We start from the raw sequence: 20059 nt of genomic DNA on the forward strand, positions 1-20059 counted from the left end.
GCGGCTTCTTCTAAGCCGCCGCAGTTTGAAAATTCCCAACATTCGGGTTAGGAGGCCTTCCGTGAATATTGTGAAGAATGAACTTTTATACGAAGGAAAAGCAAAAAAGATCTACAAAACCGATGACGAAAACAAGCTGTATGTCGTGTATAAAGACTCCGCCACTGCCTTTAACGGCGAGAAAAAAGCAGAAATCAGCGGAAAAGGACGCTTAAATAACGAGATTTCAAGCTTAATTTTCAAACACCTTCATGCAAAGGGCATTAACAATCACTTTATCGAGCGCATTTCGGAAACGGAACAGCTCATTAAAAAGGTAACGATTGTGCCGCTTGAAGTCGTGGTCAGAAATGTTGTGGCAGGAAGCATGTCCAAACGTCTCGGCATTCCAGAAGGCACGGAGCTTGAGCAGCCGATTATCGAGTTTTACTACAAGGATGACGCGCTGGGTGATCCGCTCATCACAGAAGATCATATTTGGCTTTTGAAAGCAGCGACTCCTGAGCAGGTAGAAACCATTAAGTCCATTACAAAAACAGTAAATGAAGAGCTTCAAAGCATTTTCGGCGATTGTCATGTCAGATTAATAGATTTCAAGCTTGAATTCGGATTAGATGCAGAAGGGCAAGTGCTTTTGGCGGATGAAATTTCTCCTGACACATGCCGCTTGTGGGATAAAGACACGAACGAAAAGCTGGATAAAGATTTATTCAGACGCAATCTGGGAAGCTTAACCGACGCATACGAAGAGATTTTCAAAAGACTGGGAGGCATTCATCATGTATAAAGTAAAAGTTTATGTCAGCTTAAAAGAAAGTGTACTAGATCCACAAGGGAGCGCTGTCCAGCATGCCTTGCACAGTATGACTTACAACGAAGTTCAAGATGTGCGCATCGGGAAATACATGGAGCTTACCATTGAAAAATCTGACCGTGATCTTGACGTGCTAGTGAAAGAAATGTGCGAAAAACTTCTTGCGAACACAGTAATTGAAGATTACAGATACGAGGTTGAGGAGGTAGTCGCACAGTGAAATTTGCGGTGATTGTGTTACCCGGCTCCAACTGTGATATCGATATGTATCATGCTGTAAAGGATGAGCTCGGCCATGAAGTGGAATACGTCTGGCATGAGGAAACAAGTCTTGACGGCTTCGACGGCGTGTTAATTCCGGGAGGATTTTCTTACGGCGATTACTTAAGATGCGGCGCCATCGCCCGATTTGCGAATATTATGCCAGCTGTCAAACAAGCAGCGGCTGAAGGAAAACCTGTTCTTGGCGTCTGTAACGGATTCCAGATTTTACAGGAGCTTGGGCTGCTGCCAGGCGCAATGAGACGCAACAAAGATCTGAAGTTCATTTGCCGTCCGGTTGAATTGATTGTTCAGAACGATGAAACCTTATTCACAGCTTCCTACGAAAAGGGAGAATCGATTACAATCCCGGTTGCCCATGGTGAAGGGAATTTCTACTGTGATGACGAGACGCTTGCAACATTAAAGGAAAACAATCAAATTGCTTTCACATACGGCTCTAATATTAATGGAAGTGTAAGCGACATTGCCGGTGTCGTGAATGAGAAAGGCAACGTATTAGGCATGATGCCTCATCCTGAGCGCGCGGTCGATGAACTGCTTGGAAGCGCCGACGGTCTTAAATTGTTCCAGTCTATCGTGAAAAATTGGAGGGAAACTCATGTCACTACTGCTTGAACCAAGTAAAGAACAAATAAAAGAAGAGAAACTGTATCAGCAAATGGGTGTCAGTGATGATGAGTTTGCATTGATAGAATCCATTCTTGGAAGATTGCCGAACTACACAGAAATCGGAATTTTTTCTGTCATGTGGTCTGAGCATTGCAGCTATAAAAACTCAAAGCCGATTCTGCGTAAATTCCCGACAAGCGGCGAGCGTGTGCTGCAGGGGCCGGGGGAAGGCGCCGGAATCGTTGATATCGGTGATAACCAAGCGGTTGTGTTCAAAATTGAATCACATAACCACCCATCAGCTCTCGAGCCTTACCAAGGCGCTGCGACTGGCGTAGGCGGAATTATCCGTGATGTATTCTCAATGGGTGCACGCCCAATCGCTGTATTGAACTCTCTTCGATTTGGTGAACTGACTTCACCACGCGTGAAGTACTTGTTTGAAGAAGTAGTAGCGGGTATCGCCGGATACGGCAACTGTATCGGCATCCCGACAGTCGGCGGAGAAGTGCAGTTTGACAGCAGCTATGAAGGAAATCCGCTCGTCAACGCAATGTGCGTCGGTTTAATCAATCATGAAGACATCAAAAAAGGCCAGGCAAAGGGTGTCGGCAACACAGTAATGTACGTAGGAGCGAAAACAGGGCGTGACGGAATCCACGGAGCTACGTTTGCTTCTGAAGAAATGTCAGACTCGTCTGAAGAAAAGCGTTCTGCTGTCCAAGTCGGCGATCCGTTTATGGAGAAGCTTTTGCTTGAAGCATGTCTGGAAGTTATCCAATGCGACGCCTTAGTCGGTATTCAGGATATGGGAGCTGCCGGTTTAACAAGCTCAAGTGCAGAAATGGCAAGTAAGGCCGGTTCTGGCATTGAAATGAACCTTGACCTGATTCCTCAGCGCGAAACAGGCATGAGCGCGTATGAAATGATGCTTTCTGAATCACAAGAACGGATGCTTTTGGTTATTGAGCGCGGACGTGAGCAGGAAATCATCGATATTTTTGACAAGTACGATCTTGAAGCGGTTTCTGTCGGACATGTGACAGATGATAAAATGCTTCGCCTGACACACAAAGGAGAGGTTGTGTGCGAGCTGCCTGTTGATGCCTTGGCAGAAGAAGCACCGGTTTACCATAAGCCTTCTCAAGAGCCTGCTTACTATCGCGAGTTTTTGGAAACGGACATTCAGGCTCTGCAAATTGAAGATGCGAATGAAACGCTGAAGGCCCTTCTTCAGCAGCCGACGATTGCGAGTAAAGAGTGGGTGTATGATCAGTATGACTACATGGTGCGCACGAATACAGTTGTCGCTCCTGGGTCTGATGCTGGTGTTCTCAGAATCCGCGGAACGAAAAAGGCGCTGGCGATGACGACAGACTGTAACGCGCGTTATCTCTATCTTGATCCTGAAGTCGGAGGGAAAATTGCTGTCGCTGAAGCAGCGCGCAACATCATTTGCTCAGGCGCAGAACCGCTTGCGGTCACAGATAACCTTAACTTCGGTAACCCGGAGAAGCCGGAAATCTTCTGGCAGATCGAAAAAGCGGCATACGGCATAAGCGAAGCGTGCAATGTTCTCAGCACACCGGTTATCGGCGGTAACGTATCGCTTTATAACGAATCAAACGGCACGGCGATCTATCCGACACCTGTTATCGGCATGGTCGGCTTAATTGAAGATACAGCGCACATTACAACACAGCATTTCAAACAAGCGGGAGATCTCGTATATGTGATCGGCGAAACAAAACCAGAGTTTGCCGGAAGCGAGCTGCAAAAAATGACAGAAGGCCGTATTTACGGCAAAGCGCCTCAAATCGATCTTGATGTAGAGCTGTCTCGTCAAAAAGCACTGCTTGACGCGATTAAAAAAGGCTTCGTTCAATCTGCGCATGATGTGTCTGAAGGCGGCTTAGGCGTAGCGATTGCGGAAAGTGTCATGACGACGGAAAACCTTGGCGCTAATGTGACTGTAGAAGGGGAAGCGGCATTATTATTCTCTGAATCTCAATCCCGCTTCGTCGTTTCAGTGAAAAAAGAACATCAAGAAGCGTTTGAAGCAATTGTCAAAGATGCAGTTCATATTGGTGAGGTAACAGCTGACGGAATTCTGGCGATTCAAAATCAAGACGGACAACAAATGATTCATGCGCAAACGAAAGAGCTTGAACGCGTATGGAAAGGAGCTATCCCATGCTTGCTGAAATCAAAGGCTTAAATGAAGAATGCGGCGTTTTTGGGATTTGGGGACATGAAGAAGCCCCGCAGATCACGTATTACGGTCTCCACAGCCTTCAGCACAGAGGACAGGAGGGTGCGGGCATCGTAGCGACTGACGGTGAAAAGCTGACGGCTCACAAAGGCCAAGGTCTGATCACTGAAGTATTTCAAAACGGCGAACTCAGCAAAGTAAAGGGAAAAGGCGCTATCGGGCACGTTCGGTACGCAACGGCTGGAGGCGGCGGATACGAAAATGTTCAGCCGCTCCTCTTCCGTTCCCAAAACAACGGCAGCCTGGCGCTTGCTCATAACGGAAACCTTGTCAACGCCACTCAGCTGAAGCAGCAGCTCGAAAATCAAGGGAGCATTTTTCAAACCTCTTCGGATACAGAGGTTTTGGCTCACCTGATCAAAAGAAGCGGACACTTCACGCTGAAGGACCAAATTAAAAACTCGCTTTCTATGCTGAAAGGCGCCTACGCGTTCCTGATCATGACCGAAACAGAAATGATTGTCGCACTTGATCCAAACGGGCTGAGACCGCTATCCATCGGCATGATGGGCGACGCTTATGTGGTCGCATCAGAAACATGCGCATTTGACGTCGTCGGCGCAACGTACCTTCGCGAGGTAGAGCCGGGAGAAATGCTGATCATTAATGATGAAGGAATGAAATCAGAGCGTTTTTCCATGAATATCAACCGTTCCATTTGCAGCATGGAGTACATTTATTTCTCCAGACCAGACAGCAATATTGACGGTATTAACGTACACAGTGCCCGTAAAAACCTTGGAAAAATGCTGGCTCAGGAATCCGCAGTTGAAGCTGACGTCGTAACCGGGGTTCCGGATTCCAGTATTTCTGCGGCGATCGGCTATGCAGAGGCAACAGGCATTCCGTATGAGCTCGGTTTAATCAAAAACCGCTATGTTGGCAGAACGTTTATTCAGCCGTCCCAGGCTCTGCGTGAGCAAGGCGTCAGAATGAAGCTGTCTGCGGTGCGCGGGGTTGTAGAAGGCAAACGCGTCGTGATGGTGGATGACTCTATCGTACGCGGAACAACTAGCCGCCGGATTGTCACGATGCTTAGAGAAGCGGGTGCGACAGAGGTGCATGTGAAAATCAGTTCACCGCCGATCGCTCATCCGTGCTTTTACGGCATTGATACTTCCACACATGAAGAATTAATCGCGTCTTCGCATTCTGTTGAAGAAATCCGTCAGGAAATCGGAGCCGATACCCTCTCATTTTTGAGTGTGGAAGGGCTGCTGAAAGGCATCGGCAGAAAATACGATGACTCGAATTGCGGACAGTGTCTCGCTTGCTTTACAGGAAAATATCCGACTGAAATTTACCAGGATACAGTGCTTCCTCACGTAAAAGAAGCAGTATTAACCAAATAAAACTTGAAAAATGACATAAAGGCAGCGCAGTTCGGCTGCCTTTCTCTTTCTGCCCTCGTTCGGGGAGATACTTTGAAAAGCGCCTTAAAGGAGTGAATAGGATGTCTGAAGCATATAAAAACGCAGGAGTTGACATCGAAGCCGGATATGAAGCTGTAAAACGAATGAAAAAACACGTGGAGCGCACGAAACGGCTTGGCGTTATGGGCAGCCTTGGCGGTTTTGGCGGCATGTTTGACCTGTCTGAGCTTTCTTATCAAAAACCAGTTCTCATTTCGGGAACGGACGGTGTCGGCACAAAATTAAAGCTCGCTTTTTCCATGGATAAGCATGACACGATTGGCGTGGATGCTGTTGCAATGTGTGTCAATGACGTGCTGGCACAAGGTGCAGAGCCGCTGTTTTTCCTCGATTATTTAGCGGTTGGCAAAGCGGACCCAGTGAAAATTGAACAGATTGTACAAGGTGTTGCGGAAGGCTGTGAGCAGTCAGGTTCAGCCTTAGTCGGCGGTGAAACGGCTGAAATGCCGGGGCTCTATACAGCTGATGAATACGATATTGCCGGTTTCTCAGTCGGAGTGGCAGAAAAGGACGAAATCGTGACTGGAGAAAACATTGAAGAGGGCCATCTGTTGATCGGCCTCAGCTCCAGCGGCCTTCACAGCAACGGCTTTTCCCTTGTCAGAAAAGTGCTTCTGGATGATGCGGAGCTGGACCTCGATACAACATATGAGCCGTTTGAACGCCCGCTTGGCGAGGAATTGCTTGAACCGACAAGGATTTACGTGAAGCCTGTGCTTGCCGCGGTCAAAAGCGGAAAAATCGACGGCATGGCGCACGTGACAGGCGGAGGATTTATTGAAAATATTCCGCGTATGCTTCCGGAAGGCTTAAGTGCGGAAATTGATCATGGCTCATGGCCGATCCCGCCAATTTTTTCTTTCTTGCAAGAGTACGGCAAGCTAAAGGAAGAAGACATGTTCAACGTCTTTAATATGGGGATCGGTTTTGTTTTGGCTGTCAAAGAAGAGCATCTGACAGATGTGATCGGAACGCTTGAAAGCCATGGCGAAAAAGCCTATTTAATCGGGCGTGTGAAAAAAGGTGAAGGCGTCACATTCGGCGGTGCGGCACTTTCATGAAAAAGTTTGCGGTATTTGCATCAGGAAACGGTTCAAACTTCGAAGCCATTGTCACGCGTTTGAAGGAGGAGAACTGGGATGCGTCAGCAGCGCTCCTCGTTTGCGACAAACCGCAGGCGAAAGTCATCGAACGGGCGGAAGCATTCCACATTCCATCCTTTGCATTTGAGCCGAAGTCTTATGAAAACAAGGCTGCATTTGAACAAGCCATCATTGAACAGCTTCGTCTTCACGAGGTTGAATTGATTGTTCTTGCCGGCTATATGAGGCTGATCGGTGATACGCTCCTTCAAGCATATGGGGGAAAAATCATTAACATTCACCCATCGCTTCTTCCGGCGTTTCCTGGAATCGACGCAATCGGACAGGCGTTCCGGGCGGGTGTGAAGGTGGCCGGAATCACCGTGCATTATGTCGATGAAGGAATGGATACAGGTCCGATCATCGCTCAAAAGGCAATCGAAATTGATGAACATGATACATTGGAAACAATCGAACAGCGGATTCACAAGCTTGAGCATAAATGGTATCCGAGTGTGATTAAACAGCTATTAGGATTAAATAACAGAGGTGAAAAGGCATGACAATTAAACGTGCGTTAATCAGTGTTTCAGATAAAACAAATCTCGTTCCTTTCGTAAAAGAACTGACAGAGCTTGGCGTTGAAGTCATCTCCGCAGGCGGAACGAAAAAGCTTCTTCAAGAAAACGGTGTGGATGTGATCGGAATTTCTGAAGTGACAGGCTTCCCTGAAATGATGGACGGCCGGTTAAAAACCCTACACCCGAATATTCACGGCGGCCTTCTGGCGGTTCGCGGCAATGAAGAGCATATGGCGCAGATCAATGAACACGGGATTCAGCCGATTGACCTCGTTGTCGTCAACCTCTATCCATTTAAAGAAACGATTTCTAAGGAAGACGTCACATATGAAGAAGCGATCGAAAATATCGACATCGGCGGACCTGGCATGCTGCGTGCGGCATCAAAGAACCATCAGGATGTCACGGTTATCGTCGATCCGGCCGATTACAGCCCAGTGCTGAATCAAATCAAAGAAGAAGGCAGCGTATCTCTTCAGAAAAAACGCGAGCTCGCGGCAAAGGTATTCCGTCATACTGCGGCATATGATGCACTGATCGCTGACTATCTGACAAATGTTGTCGGTGAAAAAGAACCAGAGCAATTCACTGTGACATTTGAGAAAAAACAATCGCTTCGCTATGGAGAAAACCCGCATCAGGAAGCAACTTTCTATCAAACAGCTCTTCCTGTCAAAGGCTCCATTGCGCAAGCAGAACAGCTTCACGGAAAAGAGCTTTCTTACAACAACATTAAAGACACGGATGCGGCAGTTCAAATCGTTCGTGAATTCACTGAACCGGCTGCTGTTGCTGTGAAGCACATGAACCCGTGCGGTGTAGGAACAGGAAAAACGATCGCAGAAGCGTTTGACAGAGCGTTTGAAGCGGATAAAACATCTATCTTCGGCGGCATTATCGCGCTGAACCGTGAAGTGGACAAGGCAACTGCCGAAGCGCTTCACAACATTTTCTTAGAAATCATCATTGCGCCTTCATTCAGCCAAGAAGCGCTCGACGTCCTGACTGCGAAGAAAAATCTCCGTCTGCTGACGCTTGACGTATCCGCCGCTGTTCAAAAGGAAAAACAACTGACATCTGTTCAAGGCGGGCTGCTGATTCAAGATTTAGATATGCACGGCTTCGATGATGCTGAGATTAGCATTCCGACAAAAAGAGAGCCGAACGAGCAAGAGTGGGAAGACTTGAAGCTTGCTTGGAAAGTCGTGAAGCATGTGAAATCAAATGCGATTGTTCTCGCGAAGGACAACATGACAGTCGGCGTGGGAGCAGGCCAAATGAACCGCGTCGGATCGGCAAAAATCGCAATCGAGCAAGCAGGGGAAAAAGCGAAGGGCAGCGCGCTCGGTTCGGATGCATATTTCCCAATGCCAGATACTGTCGAAGAAGCGGCAAAAGCGGGCGTTACAGCCATCATTCAGCCAGGCGGATCGATCCGAGATGAGGATTCCATCAAAAAAGCGGATGAATACGGCATTGCCATGGTATTCACCGGCATCAGACACTTCAAACATTAAGGGGATGAAAACGACGTGAATGTATTAATTATCGGTAAAGGCGGAAGAGAACATACGCTGGCGTGGAAGGCAGCGCAAAGCAGCCTCGTCGAGAATGTATTTGCCGCTCCCGGAAATGACGGCATGGCAGCTTCCGCTCAGCTTGTAAACATTGAGGAAAGCGACCACGCAGGGCTTGTCTCATTTGCAAAACAAAATCAGGTCGGCCTGACCATTGTCGGCCCTGAGGTTCCTTTAATTGAAGGTCTGGTGGATGAATTCGAAAAAGCGGGCTTACATGTGTTCGGTCCGTCAAAAGCCGCGGCGATCATCGAAGGAAGCAAACAGTTCGCTAAGGATTTAATGAAGAAATACGACATTCCGACCGCAGAATACGAGACGTTTACATCCTTTGATGAGGCGAAGGCATATGTGCAGGAAAAAGGTGCTCCGATTGTGATAAAAGCAGATGGACTTGCAGCTGGAAAAGGCGTTACTGTGGCTATGACAGAGGAAGAAGCAATTGCGTGCTTGCATGACTTTCTTGAAGATGAAAAGTTCGGTGATGCGAGCGCGTCCGTTGTCATTGAAGAATATCTTTCTGGTGAAGAATTTTCTCTAATGGCCTTTGTCAAAGGGGAAAAGGTGTATCCGATGGTGATTGCCCAGGATCACAAGCGGGCGTTTGACGGAGACAAAGGCCCGAATACAGGCGGCATGGGCGCCTACTCGCCAGTTCCGCAAATTTCGGAAGAAACGGTCCGCCATGCTGTAGAAACGATCGTTAAGCCGGCCGCAAAAGCAATGGTACAAGAAGGCCGTTCCTTCACTGGCGTTTTGTACGCTGGATTGATGCTTACTGAAAACGGCTCGAAGGTCATTGAATTTAATGCCCGTTTCGGCGATCCGGAAACACAGGTCGTGCTTCCGCGCATGGAATCTGATCTGGTACAGGTGCTTCTTGATCTTTTAGATGATAAGGAAGTTGACTTAAGATGGAAGGATACCGCTGCTGTTAGTGTGGTGCTTGCTTCTGAAGGATATCCGGAAAGCTACGCAAAAGGCACGCCGATCGGCAGCCTTGCTGCGGAAACTGAGCAGGTCGTGGTCTTCCATGCCGGAACGAAAGCAGAAGGCGGAGAGTTCGTTACAAACGGGGGGCGCGTCGCCAATGTGACAGCTTTTGATGAATCGTTTGAAGCGGCTAGAGACCGAGTGTACAAAGCGGTTGATGAAATATTTAAACCGGGACTCTTTTTCAGAAAAGACATTGGGGCACGCGCTTTACAGGCTGCTCAAAAATAAGTGAGGAAAACCCGCAGATTAGCTGCGGGTTTTTTTGTTATAGAAAAGCGGGATGGCAGCTGGAAGAAGAAAGCACAACGAGTGTGGTCGGTTTTCCATGGGCCATAGAGGCGTCAATAAAATCCTCAAGCGTATGTACCGATTCAGTCACGACCTTTGTCACATAGCTGTACATACCCGTGATGCGGTGGTTTTCTGCTACATCAGGATGCGATGTTGCAAAGGCGGCGTAGTGCTTACAGCTTTTTGGCTCCATGAGAATAAAAGCGGTGACATGCTTGTTTAGTTTTTCATAACAGATATTCGCGCTGTACCCGGTAATCACTCCTTGGTCTTCAAGCTTCCTCACACGCTCCGCCGCGCTTGGCGAACTGAGTCCGACAAGCTTTCCCAGCTCAACCATCGTTAATCTGCCATTTCGCTGCAAATGCGAGAGAATCTGAAGGTCTGTATCGTCCATTTGTCTGGCTCCTTTACATATTTAGGCGAATGAATGAAAATTCCTTTGATCGTAAGGTAATGCTGTTGATTTACCTTCATTGTAGCATATGGATGCCGTCTTATTTTTTCTATAATAAAGCCATCAACGGGAGAGGAGGCATCATGTTGCCAGAATTGCAGCGTTCGATCACTTGGATACAAGGGACGGCGTTAACGATTGGGGCGGTTTTAGGCTGCGGGATATTAATTCTGCCGTCTGTCACCGCGGACACGGCCGGCCCCGCTTCTTTATTTGTCTGGGTGTTCATGTCTTTTTTATCTTTTCTTCTTGTCGGCACGCTGGCCCGGCTTGTGAAAATAGCGCCCAGCGCGGGAGGAATCACTGCTTATGTGCAGCTGGCCTTTCAGAAAAAAGCCGGGGCTATTTTGGGCTGGATCATGTTAGGGTCCGTTCCGATCGGCGTTCCCATCATCGCTTTGACTGGCGCGCATTACGTCAGTTACATCACAGAGGCGGCCGATTGGCAGATTACATTGATTGCTGGTTGTATGCTGGCTATATCTATTTTGCTTCATATGAGAGGCATTCAACTATCAGCAAACATCAGTACACTCGTTATATGTGTCATTGTATTTCTGCTTGTCACTTCTATTGCTGTGTCATTGCCACACGTCACGATAGCAGAATTCAAGCCGTTTCTTCCGCATGGCTGGTCTGCCGCGGGATCTGTTTCTGTTATGATTTTTTTCTCTTTTGTAGGCTGGGAAATGATTACCCCATTGGCTGAGGAATTTCATCGTCCTGAAAAAGATGTCCCGCTCAGCTTGTTTTTGGCAGCGTCTTGTGTGGCGGGGCTGTATATCATGCTGTCATTTGTGACCGTGGGTACTCATTCATATGGAGAGAATGGAGAAATTGCATCGCTTGCCATGCTCATCTCAAAAGGAGCAGGGGAAAGCGGTGTATACGTCACGGTATGTTTAGCGCTGTTTATTACATTCGCCACCATCCATGCCAATATTGCCGGTTTTTCAAGAATGGTGTACGCATTGGCGAGAGAGGGGCACATACCCGTATTTTTTGGAAAACTCAGTGCGACAAAACGTACGCCTATTCGCGTTTTGACAGCGATGGCCGCAGTATTTGGCTTAGTGCTTGCGGCGCATGGCCTGTTTCAAATCGATTTGACGACTCTGTTGAAAGGGCCGAGCGCGGCTTTTATCGCATCTTACATATGTACAATGGCGGCAGCACTGAAACTGCTGGGCAGGAGAGATATAGGCTGGTGGATGGCGCTCGGGGCATTTGCGGCGTGCGCGGTGATTTATTCATTCAGCGGCTGGGCACTGCTTTATCCGGCAGTGCTGGCAGCTGCAGGATATTTCTATATGAAAACAAAGGGTGGGCATAAAAAAAAGCTTGATCACGTTTTATGATCAAGCTTTTCCATTTATCCGTTTTGATGCTCGTTATTTCCAGAATCGCTGTGTTGAAACATGTAGGTCACAGGACAGAAGCGCAAGATTCCCGAACCCGCTTTCATGGCCCCCATAAAGATGTAAAAGAGATGCATTCTGCACCAAGGTTTTTTCGTAAACTTTGCACTGGCGGCTGACATAATCGTCAATCCGCAGGCGATTCTGAACACGGCATTGATGAGACTGATGTTTGGCTTCAAGGAAATCCGCTCCTTTTACTTAAAAAGTTTTTTAACCGAACCTTCAAAAATTTGTAACGTTTTTATCGTGCATGATGAGGAAGGATGTGATACCATGAGTCTAATACATGTAAAGGAGAGTATGTGAATGTCCGAACGCACCTTTAACTGGAAAAACAAAGACATCAGGGCACAGGTTGATGTTGTAGACTCAAAGCTGCTTCCAACGCTCCTTTTACGGAATGCTCTCGTCTTAAATCCATATGTAAAACAATGGCTGAAAAAAAACATTTGGATTTATCAGGACCGCATTGTTTATGTGGGTCATGAACTTCCGAATAGAGCCGAAGAAATTCATACGATTGATTGTGAAGGAAAATACATTGTGCCAGGTTATATTGAACCGCACGCACATCCTTTTCAAATATATAATCCCCAAACACTGGCGGAATATGTGTCTCAATACGGAACAACGACATTTGTGAATGATAACTTATTTTTGCTTTTGCAAAGCGGAAAAAAGAAAGCGCTTACGATTTTGAATGAACTCAAAAAGCAGCCTGTCCAGTATTTTTGGTGGTCACGCTATGACCTCCAGACCGAGGTTCTGAACGAGGACCACGTCCTTCCATTTGACGTCAGAAAACAGTGGATTGAACATCCGGATGTGATTCAAGGCGGAGAAATGACCGGATGGCCTCGCCTGGTAGATGGTGATGATTTAATGCTCCACTGTATGCAAGCTACAAAGAAACAGAGAAAACGCATTGAAGGGCATTTTCCCGGCGCTTCTGATAAAACGCTTACAAAAATGAAGCTGTTCGGAGCGGATTGTGATCATGAAGCGATGACAGGTGATGAAGTGATGAGAAGGCTGGAACTGGGCTATTATGTTTCCCTTCGGAACTCTTCCATTCGCCCTGATGTAAGAAAAATCTTGCAGGAGCTGCATGAGAAGGGCTTCCGCTATTATGACCACTTCTTTTTCACGACAGATGGCGCAACCCCGAATTTCTATAAAGGCGGCATGACAAACGAGCTGATTCGCATCGCGTTAGAAGAAGGCGTACCTGCAATCGATGCCTACAATATGGCATCATTTAATATCGCAAAGTATTACCAAATGGATGATTATTTAGGAGTTGTCGGACCGGGCAGACTGGCATCGCTGAACATATTGGAAGATCCGTTAAATCCGAATCCCGTGACTGTTCTGTCAAAAGGGACCATTCTGCGTGAAGACGGCTGTGATTTGAAGGCGTTTACAAAGACGGACTGGCACAAAGGCGGTCTTGTCCCGCTTGAGCTTTCATATGATATGACGATGGATGACTTGCAGTTTTCTATGCCGATGGGCGTGAAAATGCGGAATGCGGTCATTATGGAGCCGTATATGATTGAGATCGACAATTCGATGGAACAGCTCTCGTTTGACCATGATGAAAGTTATTTGACGATGCTCGACAGACAAGGGAAATGGCGCGTCAATACGATGATAAAAGGGTTTGCCTCAAGCGTGCAGGGATTTGTAAGCTCCTTTACGACGACGGGCGACATTGTCGCGATTGGAAAAAATAAAGCAGATATGCTGCTCGCTTTTGCCCGCATGAAAGAAATCGGAGGAGGAATTGTTTTAGCGGAGAACGGAAACATTCTGCATGAAATCCCGCTTGCGCTGTGCGGCTGCGCCTCTTCGGAAGCGTATGAAGACGTGCTTGAGAAGGAACAAAAGCTGAGAGATCTTTTGACTGAAAGAGGCTATGAGTTTTGCGATCCTATCTATACGCTGCTCTTTTTGCAAAGTACGCACCTTCCGTATATACGTATTACGCCAAGAGGAATCTTCGACGTCATGAAAAAAACTGTACTCTTTCCATCGATAATGCGTTAAAATATAAAAGAGCAGGGAGCCGACATATGAAAAAATGGATGACAGTTTGCGCGCTGTGTTTCGTGTTTTTTCTGCTGGTATCCTGCCAGCAGAAGGATGCTGTCCCGGATACTGCAAAGAAGCTGAAAGCTCCTTTAACGGGGCTAAAGACTGAACAGAAGGCGACTGAACGCCGGCCTGTTGCTGTTGTGGTGAACAATCACCCGAAGGCGAGGCCGCAGTCGGGTCTGTCTAAAGCCGACATTGTCATAGAAGCGCTAGCCGAAGGGCAAATCACAAGATTTCTGGCCATTTTCCAAAGCCAGATGCCTGAAACTGTCGGACCTGTGCGGAGCGCGCGGGAATATTTCGTCACTCTCAGCAATGGCTTTGACAGCATATTTGTCCATCACGGCTGGAGTCCCGGCGCCAAAAAGCAGCTGGAATCCGGAGCTGCCGATTATATGAACGGATTGGATTTTGACGGAAGCTTATTTTGGAGAGCTGATTTCAGCAAACCGCCCCACAATTCCTATACGTCTTATGATTACATAAAAAAGGCGGCGGAACAAAAGGGTTATAAGCTGAAGCAGGAAACAAATCCGCTGCTGTTTCAAACATCAGATGCAAAACCTGCAAATGAATCTTACAATGTTCGGGTAGATTATGGAACAAAAAACGTTACAAATCTTGTCGAATACAACTATGATAAAAAAGCTAAATCTTATACAAGAAGCTCTGATGGTGTCATAACGACAGACCGGGAAACCGGAAAGCCGGTTGCAATGCAAAATATTTTCATTGTTGAAGCCAGCCATCATATTATTGATCAAGATGGAAGGCGGGACATCGACTTGGAATCAGGAGGAAAAGGTCTGTTGTTTCAGCACGGAAACGTCATTGAAACAGACTGGAAACAAGTGAATGGCAGAATTGTGCCGATAAAAGACGGCAAGTGGCTTCCGTTTGTGCCAGGAAAGACTTGGATCAATATCGTACCTGATCTTGATGCGGCTTCCATTAGTAAAGGAGAAGGTGTGTAACGATGCAAATCGATAAATTACGCGGCAAAGAGCTGGACCAGTTATTTAACTCGATCTTATCGCTGAAAGACCTGGAGGAATGTTACCGATTCTTCGATGATCTATGCACAATTAACGAAATTCAATCGCTGGCTCAGCGCCTTGAAGTGGCGCGCATGCTTCGCGAAGGAAACACGTATCATAAGATTGAAACAGAAACAGGCGCTTCCACGGCTACGATTTCCCGTGTGAAACGCTGCTTAAATTACGGGAATGACGCTTATGAAATGGCGCTTGACCGTGTGAAAGAGACGGAAACTGAGTCTTCTTCAAAATAATAAACAACCGCCCTGCCGTTCGGCAAGGGCGGTTTCTTTATGAAACAAATTGATGGATCAGGTTGTCGATATCGATGAGACTGCCATCCTCTTTCCGATAGACAACATGCTCCTTGGAAAAATGAATCGGCGAATTGATCCCTGCTGCGGCTGCAAGGTTAAACAGCCCCTCGCGCAGGGAAATAACGTAGTTGCAGACACGATGCTGTTTTTCCTCAACGCTCAACGCTTTTTGCAATTTCGGATCTGTCGTCGCCACACCTGCCGGACAGGTGTTGGTGTGGCAGACGAGAGCGCGGATGCAGCCAACGGAAAACATCATGCCGCGTGCGATGTTGACAAAGTCAGCGCCGAGGGCTAAGGCTACCGCGATTTTATCAGGAGTCAGGAGCTTTCCGGAAGCAAAGATTTTCAGCTGGCTGCGCAAGCCGTACTGTTTAAGAAGCGTGTCAACAATAGGCAGCGCTGTCATAATCGGAAGGCCGACTGTATCCGCGAGCTCGTAAAAGGAAGCTCCGGTACCGCCTTCACTTCCGTCGATCGTGATAAAATCCGGATGCTTTCCGCTTTTCTGCATATAAGAGAAAAGCTCATGCAATTCTTCAGGATGCCCTGCGACAAGTTTGATGCCGACTGGCTTTCGCCCGACATCTCTAAGTTTTTCAATAAAATCGAGCATTTCAGGAGGGTTTGAGAATTCATAAAAACGGTTCGGGCTGTCAATCGACTTTCCAGGTTCGACATTCCGAATGTCTGCCACTTCCTCTGATACTTTGGCGCCGTCCACATGGCCGCCGCGGGTTTTCGCTCCTTGTGCCAGCTTTAGCTCAAACGCTTTAATCTGGTCAATCCTGCTTTTTCTTTTAAATTCCTCCCATGAAAATTCCCCGTTTCTTTTGCGCACGCCGAATAGGCCCGGTCCGATTTGGCAAATGATATCGGCGCCGCCCTTTAAGTGATACTCAGACAATCCTCCTTCACCTGTATTCATCCAGGTTCCGCCTGCCTGGTGGAGCCCTTTTGAGAGCGCCGTAACAGCCCGTTCTCCAAGAGAGCCGTAGCTCATGGCAGACTGGCCGACTAAGCCCTTCACATAAAATGGCTTCTCGCATGTACGCTCGCCAATCACCTGTACATCATCAGGATGGAGAAAATACGGGTCTGCCTTGATATGTTCGGCATGCTCCTTGCGTTTGAACAGATTGTCAGCATCCATTTTATAGATTTGGGTTTCAATTTTTGGCGTTTGATTTACATGCATTTCTTCCCTTTGTTTTGGAAACATAGCGTTACGGATATAATAGCCAGGTTTATCAAAATCTCTTACAGATCCAAAGCCCATCATTCTGCTTTTGTATTTGCCGGAGATGACGGTTTGCTCATATTCCTTTCGTGAAAATGGCTGCTCTTCATTGTCATTGCTGTATAAATACTGTCTGAGCTCCGGCCCGATTTTTTCAAGGATATACCGAAACCTTCCGATGACGGGATAGTTGCGAAGAATTGAGTGCTCCTGCTGTTTTTCATCCTTTATGTAGATCCAGGCAAACAAGACGATCGGGATAGCGATGATCCCAATGATAAATGCGATGAGTGCTATTATGATGGTTTCCATCTCTCAGCCTCCCTTTTTATGTAACCATTTCCACAGTAGAACACTTTCCAAACAATAGCAGAAGGAATCTGGTGAAAAATGTGTGCTCCTGCCGATACAGGACTCACCATGCAGGTACTGCCATATGCTCTCTTTTTTATGAAAATAGAATCAAAACACCTTTTTCAGTGAATAACGAGATTAACGGCTTTTTCCGTTTTTCCGCGCTATGTGAATTTGTTATAATGTTTAAATGGTAACAAACGAATGGAGGAACGTATGACGTGTACGATGTAACGGAGTGGAAGCATGTCTTTAAACTCGATCCAAATAAAGATTTGCCTGACGAACAGCTGGAGATTCTTTGCGAATCAGGAACGGATGCGGTCATTATCGGAGGCAGTGATGGTGTAACAGAGGATAATGTCCTGCGGATGATGTCTAAGGTAAGACGGTTTTTGGTGCCGTGTGTCCTTGAGGTATCAGCGATTGAAGCGATCGTTCCCGGCTTTGACTTATATTTTATTCCGAGTGTATTAAACAGCAAAAACGCGGATTGGATTGTCGGAATGCACCAGAAAGCCATGAAGGAATACGGAGAACTGATGTCTATGGAAGAAATCGTGGCGGAGGGCTACTGCATCGCAAATCCAGATTGCAAAGCCGCGGCACTGACTGAAGCGGACGCCGATCTGAATATGGATGATATTGTCGCCTATGCGCGTGTGTCGGAGCTGCTGCAACTGCCGATTTTTTATTTAGAATACAGCGGCATGCTTGGAGACATAGAAGCTGTCAAGAAAACGAAGGCTGTATTGGAAACGTCAACCTTGTTTTATGGGGGCGGCATCAAGGATGCGGAAACGGCCAAACAGTACGCAGAGCATGCGGACGTGATCGTTGTAGGCAATGCTGTGTATGAAGATTTTGACAGGGCTTTGAAAACAGTAGCGGCTGTGAAAGGCGAGTAGTAAATTGTACGGATTTGGTTTATGATAGAACATATGTTTTGTATAGGCGGGTGAACAAATTTTGAATTATATTAGCAATCAATTACTAAGCGGTTTAAACCCCGTTCAGCAGGAAGCAGTCAAAACAACGGACGGGCCTCTTTTGCTGATGGCGGGAGCGGGAAGCGGAAAGACGCGTGTCCTGACACACAGAATTGCTTATTTAATGGCGGAAAAGCATGTGGCGCCGTGGAACATTCTGGCGATCACATTTACAAATAAAGCGGCACGCGAAATGAAAGAACGTGTGGAAAGCATCCTCGGACCCGGCGCGGACGATATCTGGATTTCCACATTCCACAGCATGTGCGTGCGGATCTTGCGCAGAGATATCGACCGGATTGGGATCAACCGAAATTTCTCCATCCTTGATACGGCTGACCAGCTTTCAGTGATCAAGGGGATTTTGAAGGAGCGCAATCTTGATCCGAAGAAGTTTGACCCGAGAAGCATCCTCGGTACGATCAGCAGTGCGAAAAACGAATTGACCGAACCGGAGGAATTCTCTAAAGTTGCTGGCGGCTACTACGATCAGGTGGTCAGCGATGTATATGCTGATTATCAGAAGAAGCTATTGAAAAACCAGTCGCTCGATTTCGACGATTTGATTATGACGACGATTAAACTGTTTGACCGAGTGCCGGAAGTACTTGAATTTTATCAGCGCAAATTCCAATACATCCATGTTGATGAGTATCAGGATACGAACAGGGCGCAATACATGCTTGTTAAGCAGCTTGCCGAGCGTTTCCAGAACCTTTGCGTTGTGGGGGATTCTGATCAGTCAATCTACAGATGGCGCGGCGCGGATATCACCAACATCCTTTCATTTGAAAAAGATTATCCGAATGCAAGCGTGATTTTGCTAGAACAAAACTATCGTTCAACGAAACGGATTTTGCGTGCGGCAAACGAGGTCATTAAAAACAACTCTAACCGCAAACCGAAAAATTTGTGGACGGAAAACGATGAAGGCATAAAAATTTCCTATTATCGCGGTGATAATGAATTCGGAGAAGGACAGTTTGTGGCCGGTAAAATTCATCAGCTTCACAGCTCAGGCAAGCGGAAGCTGTCTGATATCGCCATATTATACCGGACAAACGCGCAGTCCCGTGTGATTGAGGAAACGCTTCTCAAAGCGGGCTTGAACTATAACATTGTCGGCGGCACAAAGTTCTATGACAGAAAAGAAATTAAAGACATTCTTGCGTACCTGCGCCTCGTATCCAATCCGGATGACGATATCAGTTTCACGCGCATTGTCAATGTGCCGAAGCGCGGAGTCGGCGCGACATCACTTGAAAAAATCGCTTCGTATGCGGCCATAAACGGTTTGTCATTTTTCCAAGCGATTCAGCAGGTTGATTTTATCGGCGTCAGTGCCAAAGCGGCAAACGCGCTTGACAGCTTTAGACAGATGATTGAAAACCTGACCAATATGCAGGATTACTTATCCATTACAGAGCTGACAGAAGAAATTCTTGATAAGACGGAATACAGAGAAATGCTGAAGGCGGAGAAATCGATCGAAGCCCAAAGCCGTTTAGAAAATATCGACGAGTTCCTGTCTGTTACGAAAAACTTTGAACAGAAAAGTGAAGACAAGACACTCGTTGCGTTCCTGACAGACTTGGCGCTGATCGCAGATATTGATCAGCTCGATCAGAAGGAGGAAGAGTCAGGCGGCAAGGATGCGATCACCCTGATGACACTGCACGCCGCGAAAGGACTGGAGTTTCCGGTTGTTTTCTTGATGGGGCTTGAAGAAGGAGTCTTCCCGCATAGCCGTTCACTCATGGAGGAAGCGGAAATGGAAGAAGAACGCCGCCTTGCGTACGTTGGGATTACAAGGGCGGAACAGGAGCTTTATCTGACCAATGCTAAAATGCGCACCTTGTTTGGCCGGACAAATATGAACCCGGAATCTCGCTTCATTGCTGAAATACCGGATGATTTATTGGAAAACCTAAATGAGAAAAAAGAAACGAGAGCGACGTCTGCGAGAAAAATGCAGCCGAGACGCGGCCCTGTTTCACGCCCGGTATCCTACGCCAGCAAAACAGGCGGCGACACCTTGAACTGGGCAGTCGGAGATAAGGCGGGCCATAAAAAATGGGGAACAGGAACTGTCGTCAGCGTGAAAGGCGAAGGAGAAGGGACAGAGCTTGATATTGCCTTCCCGAGCCCTGTCGGCGTGAAACGCCTGTTAGCAGCATTTGCTCCTATTGAAAAGCAGTAATTGAAGA

The 20059-nt window shown here is 47.1% G+C and carries 18 protein-coding genes; 15 read left to right on the forward strand and 3 right to left on the reverse strand.

The annotated features are described in order from the left end of the window. Window positions 1–61 precede the first annotated feature (61 nt). The 9 genes from purC (at window position 62) to purD (ending at window position 9877) form a co-directional block, all read left to right on the forward strand. Window positions 62–787, forward strand: coding sequence for a phosphoribosylaminoimidazolesuccinocarboxamide synthase (gene purC / locus NSQ09_RS09400; protein ID WP_341031111.1), 726 nt, complete (start codon window positions 62–64; stop codon window positions 785–787). Beyond that, on the forward strand, window positions 780–1034 hold the full coding sequence (purS, locus tag NSQ09_RS09405) for a phosphoribosylformylglycinamidine synthase subunit PurS (RefSeq protein ID WP_003219409.1): 255 nt from the start codon (window positions 780–782) through the stop codon (window positions 1032–1034). Before purC ends, purS begins: the two co-directional genes overlap by 8 nt. Beyond that, window positions 1031–1714, forward strand: a complete 684-nt coding sequence (gene purQ / locus NSQ09_RS09410) for a phosphoribosylformylglycinamidine synthase subunit PurQ (protein ID WP_003243954.1) — start codon at window positions 1031–1033, stop codon at window positions 1712–1714. Before purS ends, purQ begins: the two co-directional genes overlap by 4 nt. Then, window positions 1698–3926, forward strand: coding sequence for a phosphoribosylformylglycinamidine synthase subunit PurL (purL, locus tag NSQ09_RS09415; protein WP_129137491.1), 2229 nt, complete (start codon window positions 1698–1700; stop codon window positions 3924–3926). Before purQ ends, purL begins: the two co-directional genes overlap by 17 nt. Then, window positions 3902–5332 (forward strand): amidophosphoribosyltransferase, encoded by a 1431-nt coding sequence (gene purF, locus NSQ09_RS09420; RefSeq protein WP_003233947.1) that lies wholly within the window; start codon window positions 3902–3904, stop codon window positions 5330–5332. Before purL ends, purF begins: the two co-directional genes overlap by 25 nt. Window positions 5333–5433: 101 nt before the next feature. Beyond that, window positions 5434–6474 (forward strand): phosphoribosylformylglycinamidine cyclo-ligase, encoded by a 1041-nt coding sequence (purM, locus tag NSQ09_RS09425; RefSeq protein WP_003233945.1) that lies wholly within the window; start codon window positions 5434–5436, stop codon window positions 6472–6474. After that, complete coding sequence (gene purN / locus NSQ09_RS09430) at window positions 6471–7058, forward strand: phosphoribosylglycinamide formyltransferase (protein ID WP_041351479.1); 588 nt, start codon at window positions 6471–6473, stop codon at window positions 7056–7058. Before purM ends, purN begins: the two co-directional genes overlap by 4 nt. Further along, window positions 7055–8593 (forward strand): bifunctional phosphoribosylaminoimidazolecarboxamide formyltransferase/IMP cyclohydrolase, encoded by a 1539-nt coding sequence (gene purH / locus NSQ09_RS09435; protein WP_341031117.1) that lies wholly within the window; start codon window positions 7055–7057, stop codon window positions 8591–8593. The genes purN and purH overlap by 4 nt, the downstream gene beginning before the upstream one ends. Window positions 8594–8608: 15 nt before the next feature. Next, window positions 8609–9877: a phosphoribosylamine--glycine ligase gene (gene purD / locus NSQ09_RS09440; protein WP_128992488.1), complete on the forward strand. Its 1269-nt coding sequence runs from the start codon at window positions 8609–8611 to the stop codon at window positions 9875–9877. A 37-nt stretch (window positions 9878–9914) separates the two neighbouring features. Here the strand turns inward: purD and NSQ09_RS09445 are convergent, their stop codons facing one another. Next, window positions 9915–10337, reverse strand: coding sequence for an Lrp/AsnC family transcriptional regulator (locus NSQ09_RS09445; RefSeq protein ID WP_080529010.1), 423 nt, complete (start codon window positions 10335–10337; stop codon window positions 9915–9917). A 143-nt stretch (window positions 10338–10480) separates the two neighbouring features. Here NSQ09_RS09445 and NSQ09_RS09450 point away from each other — a divergent pair, with 143 nt between their 5' ends. Next, a complete protein-coding gene (locus tag NSQ09_RS09450; RefSeq protein WP_041056918.1) occupies window positions 10481–11755 on the forward strand; it encodes an APC family permease in 1275 nt (424 codons plus the stop codon). Window positions 11756–11769: 14 nt separating this feature from the next. Here NSQ09_RS09450 and NSQ09_RS09455 read toward each other — a convergent pair whose 3' ends face one another. Next, window positions 11770–11997, reverse strand: a complete 228-nt coding sequence (locus tag NSQ09_RS09455; RefSeq protein WP_003233931.1) for a YgaP family membrane protein — start codon at window positions 11995–11997, stop codon at window positions 11770–11772. 127 nt (window positions 11998–12124) lie between these two features. Here NSQ09_RS09455 and NSQ09_RS09460 point away from each other — a divergent pair, with 127 nt between their 5' ends. The 3 genes from NSQ09_RS09460 to NSQ09_RS09470 are packed head-to-tail and all read left to right on the forward strand — an operon-like array spanning window position 12125 to window position 15206. Then, window positions 12125–13867 carry an adenine deaminase gene (locus NSQ09_RS09460; protein ID WP_095843541.1) on the forward strand — a complete coding sequence of 581 codons (1743 nt, stop codon included), beginning with the start codon at window positions 12125–12127 and terminating at the stop codon, window positions 13865–13867. Window positions 13868–13893: 26 nt separating this feature from the next. Beyond that, on the forward strand, window positions 13894–14889 hold the full coding sequence (locus NSQ09_RS09465; RefSeq protein ID WP_095843542.1) for a DUF3048 domain-containing protein: 996 nt from the start codon (window positions 13894–13896) through the stop codon (window positions 14887–14889). A gap of 2 nt (window positions 14890–14891) precedes the next feature. Continuing rightward, window positions 14892–15206 carry a YerC/YecD family TrpR-related protein gene (locus NSQ09_RS09470; protein WP_003219429.1) on the forward strand — a complete coding sequence of 105 codons (315 nt, stop codon included), beginning with the start codon at window positions 14892–14894 and terminating at the stop codon, window positions 15204–15206. Window positions 15207–15243: 37 nt separating this feature from the next. On the opposite strand, the gene NSQ09_RS09475 is transcribed toward NSQ09_RS09470, so the two are convergent. After that, on the reverse strand, window positions 15244–16821 hold the full coding sequence (locus NSQ09_RS09475) for an FMN-binding glutamate synthase family protein (protein WP_041333595.1): 1578 nt from the start codon (window positions 16819–16821) through the stop codon (window positions 15244–15246). A gap of 263 nt (window positions 16822–17084) precedes the next feature. Between NSQ09_RS09475 and NSQ09_RS09480 the strand changes: the two genes are divergently transcribed. Together NSQ09_RS09480 and pcrA are read left to right on the forward strand one after the other, a co-directional pair. Then, window positions 17085–17771, forward strand: coding sequence for a heptaprenylglyceryl phosphate synthase (locus tag NSQ09_RS09480; RefSeq protein WP_014479073.1), 687 nt, complete (start codon window positions 17085–17087; stop codon window positions 17769–17771). 61 nt (window positions 17772–17832) lie between these two features. Then, complete coding sequence (pcrA, locus tag NSQ09_RS09485) at window positions 17833–20052, forward strand: DNA helicase PcrA (protein ID WP_015383008.1); 2220 nt, start codon at window positions 17833–17835, stop codon at window positions 20050–20052. Window positions 20053–20059 lie beyond the last annotated feature (7 nt).

Source organism: Bacillus sp. FSL W8-1202 (assembly GCF_038006165.1).
In the GTDB taxonomy this organism is placed as follows: Bacteria; Bacillota; Bacilli; order Bacillales; family Bacillaceae; genus Bacillus; species Bacillus subtilis.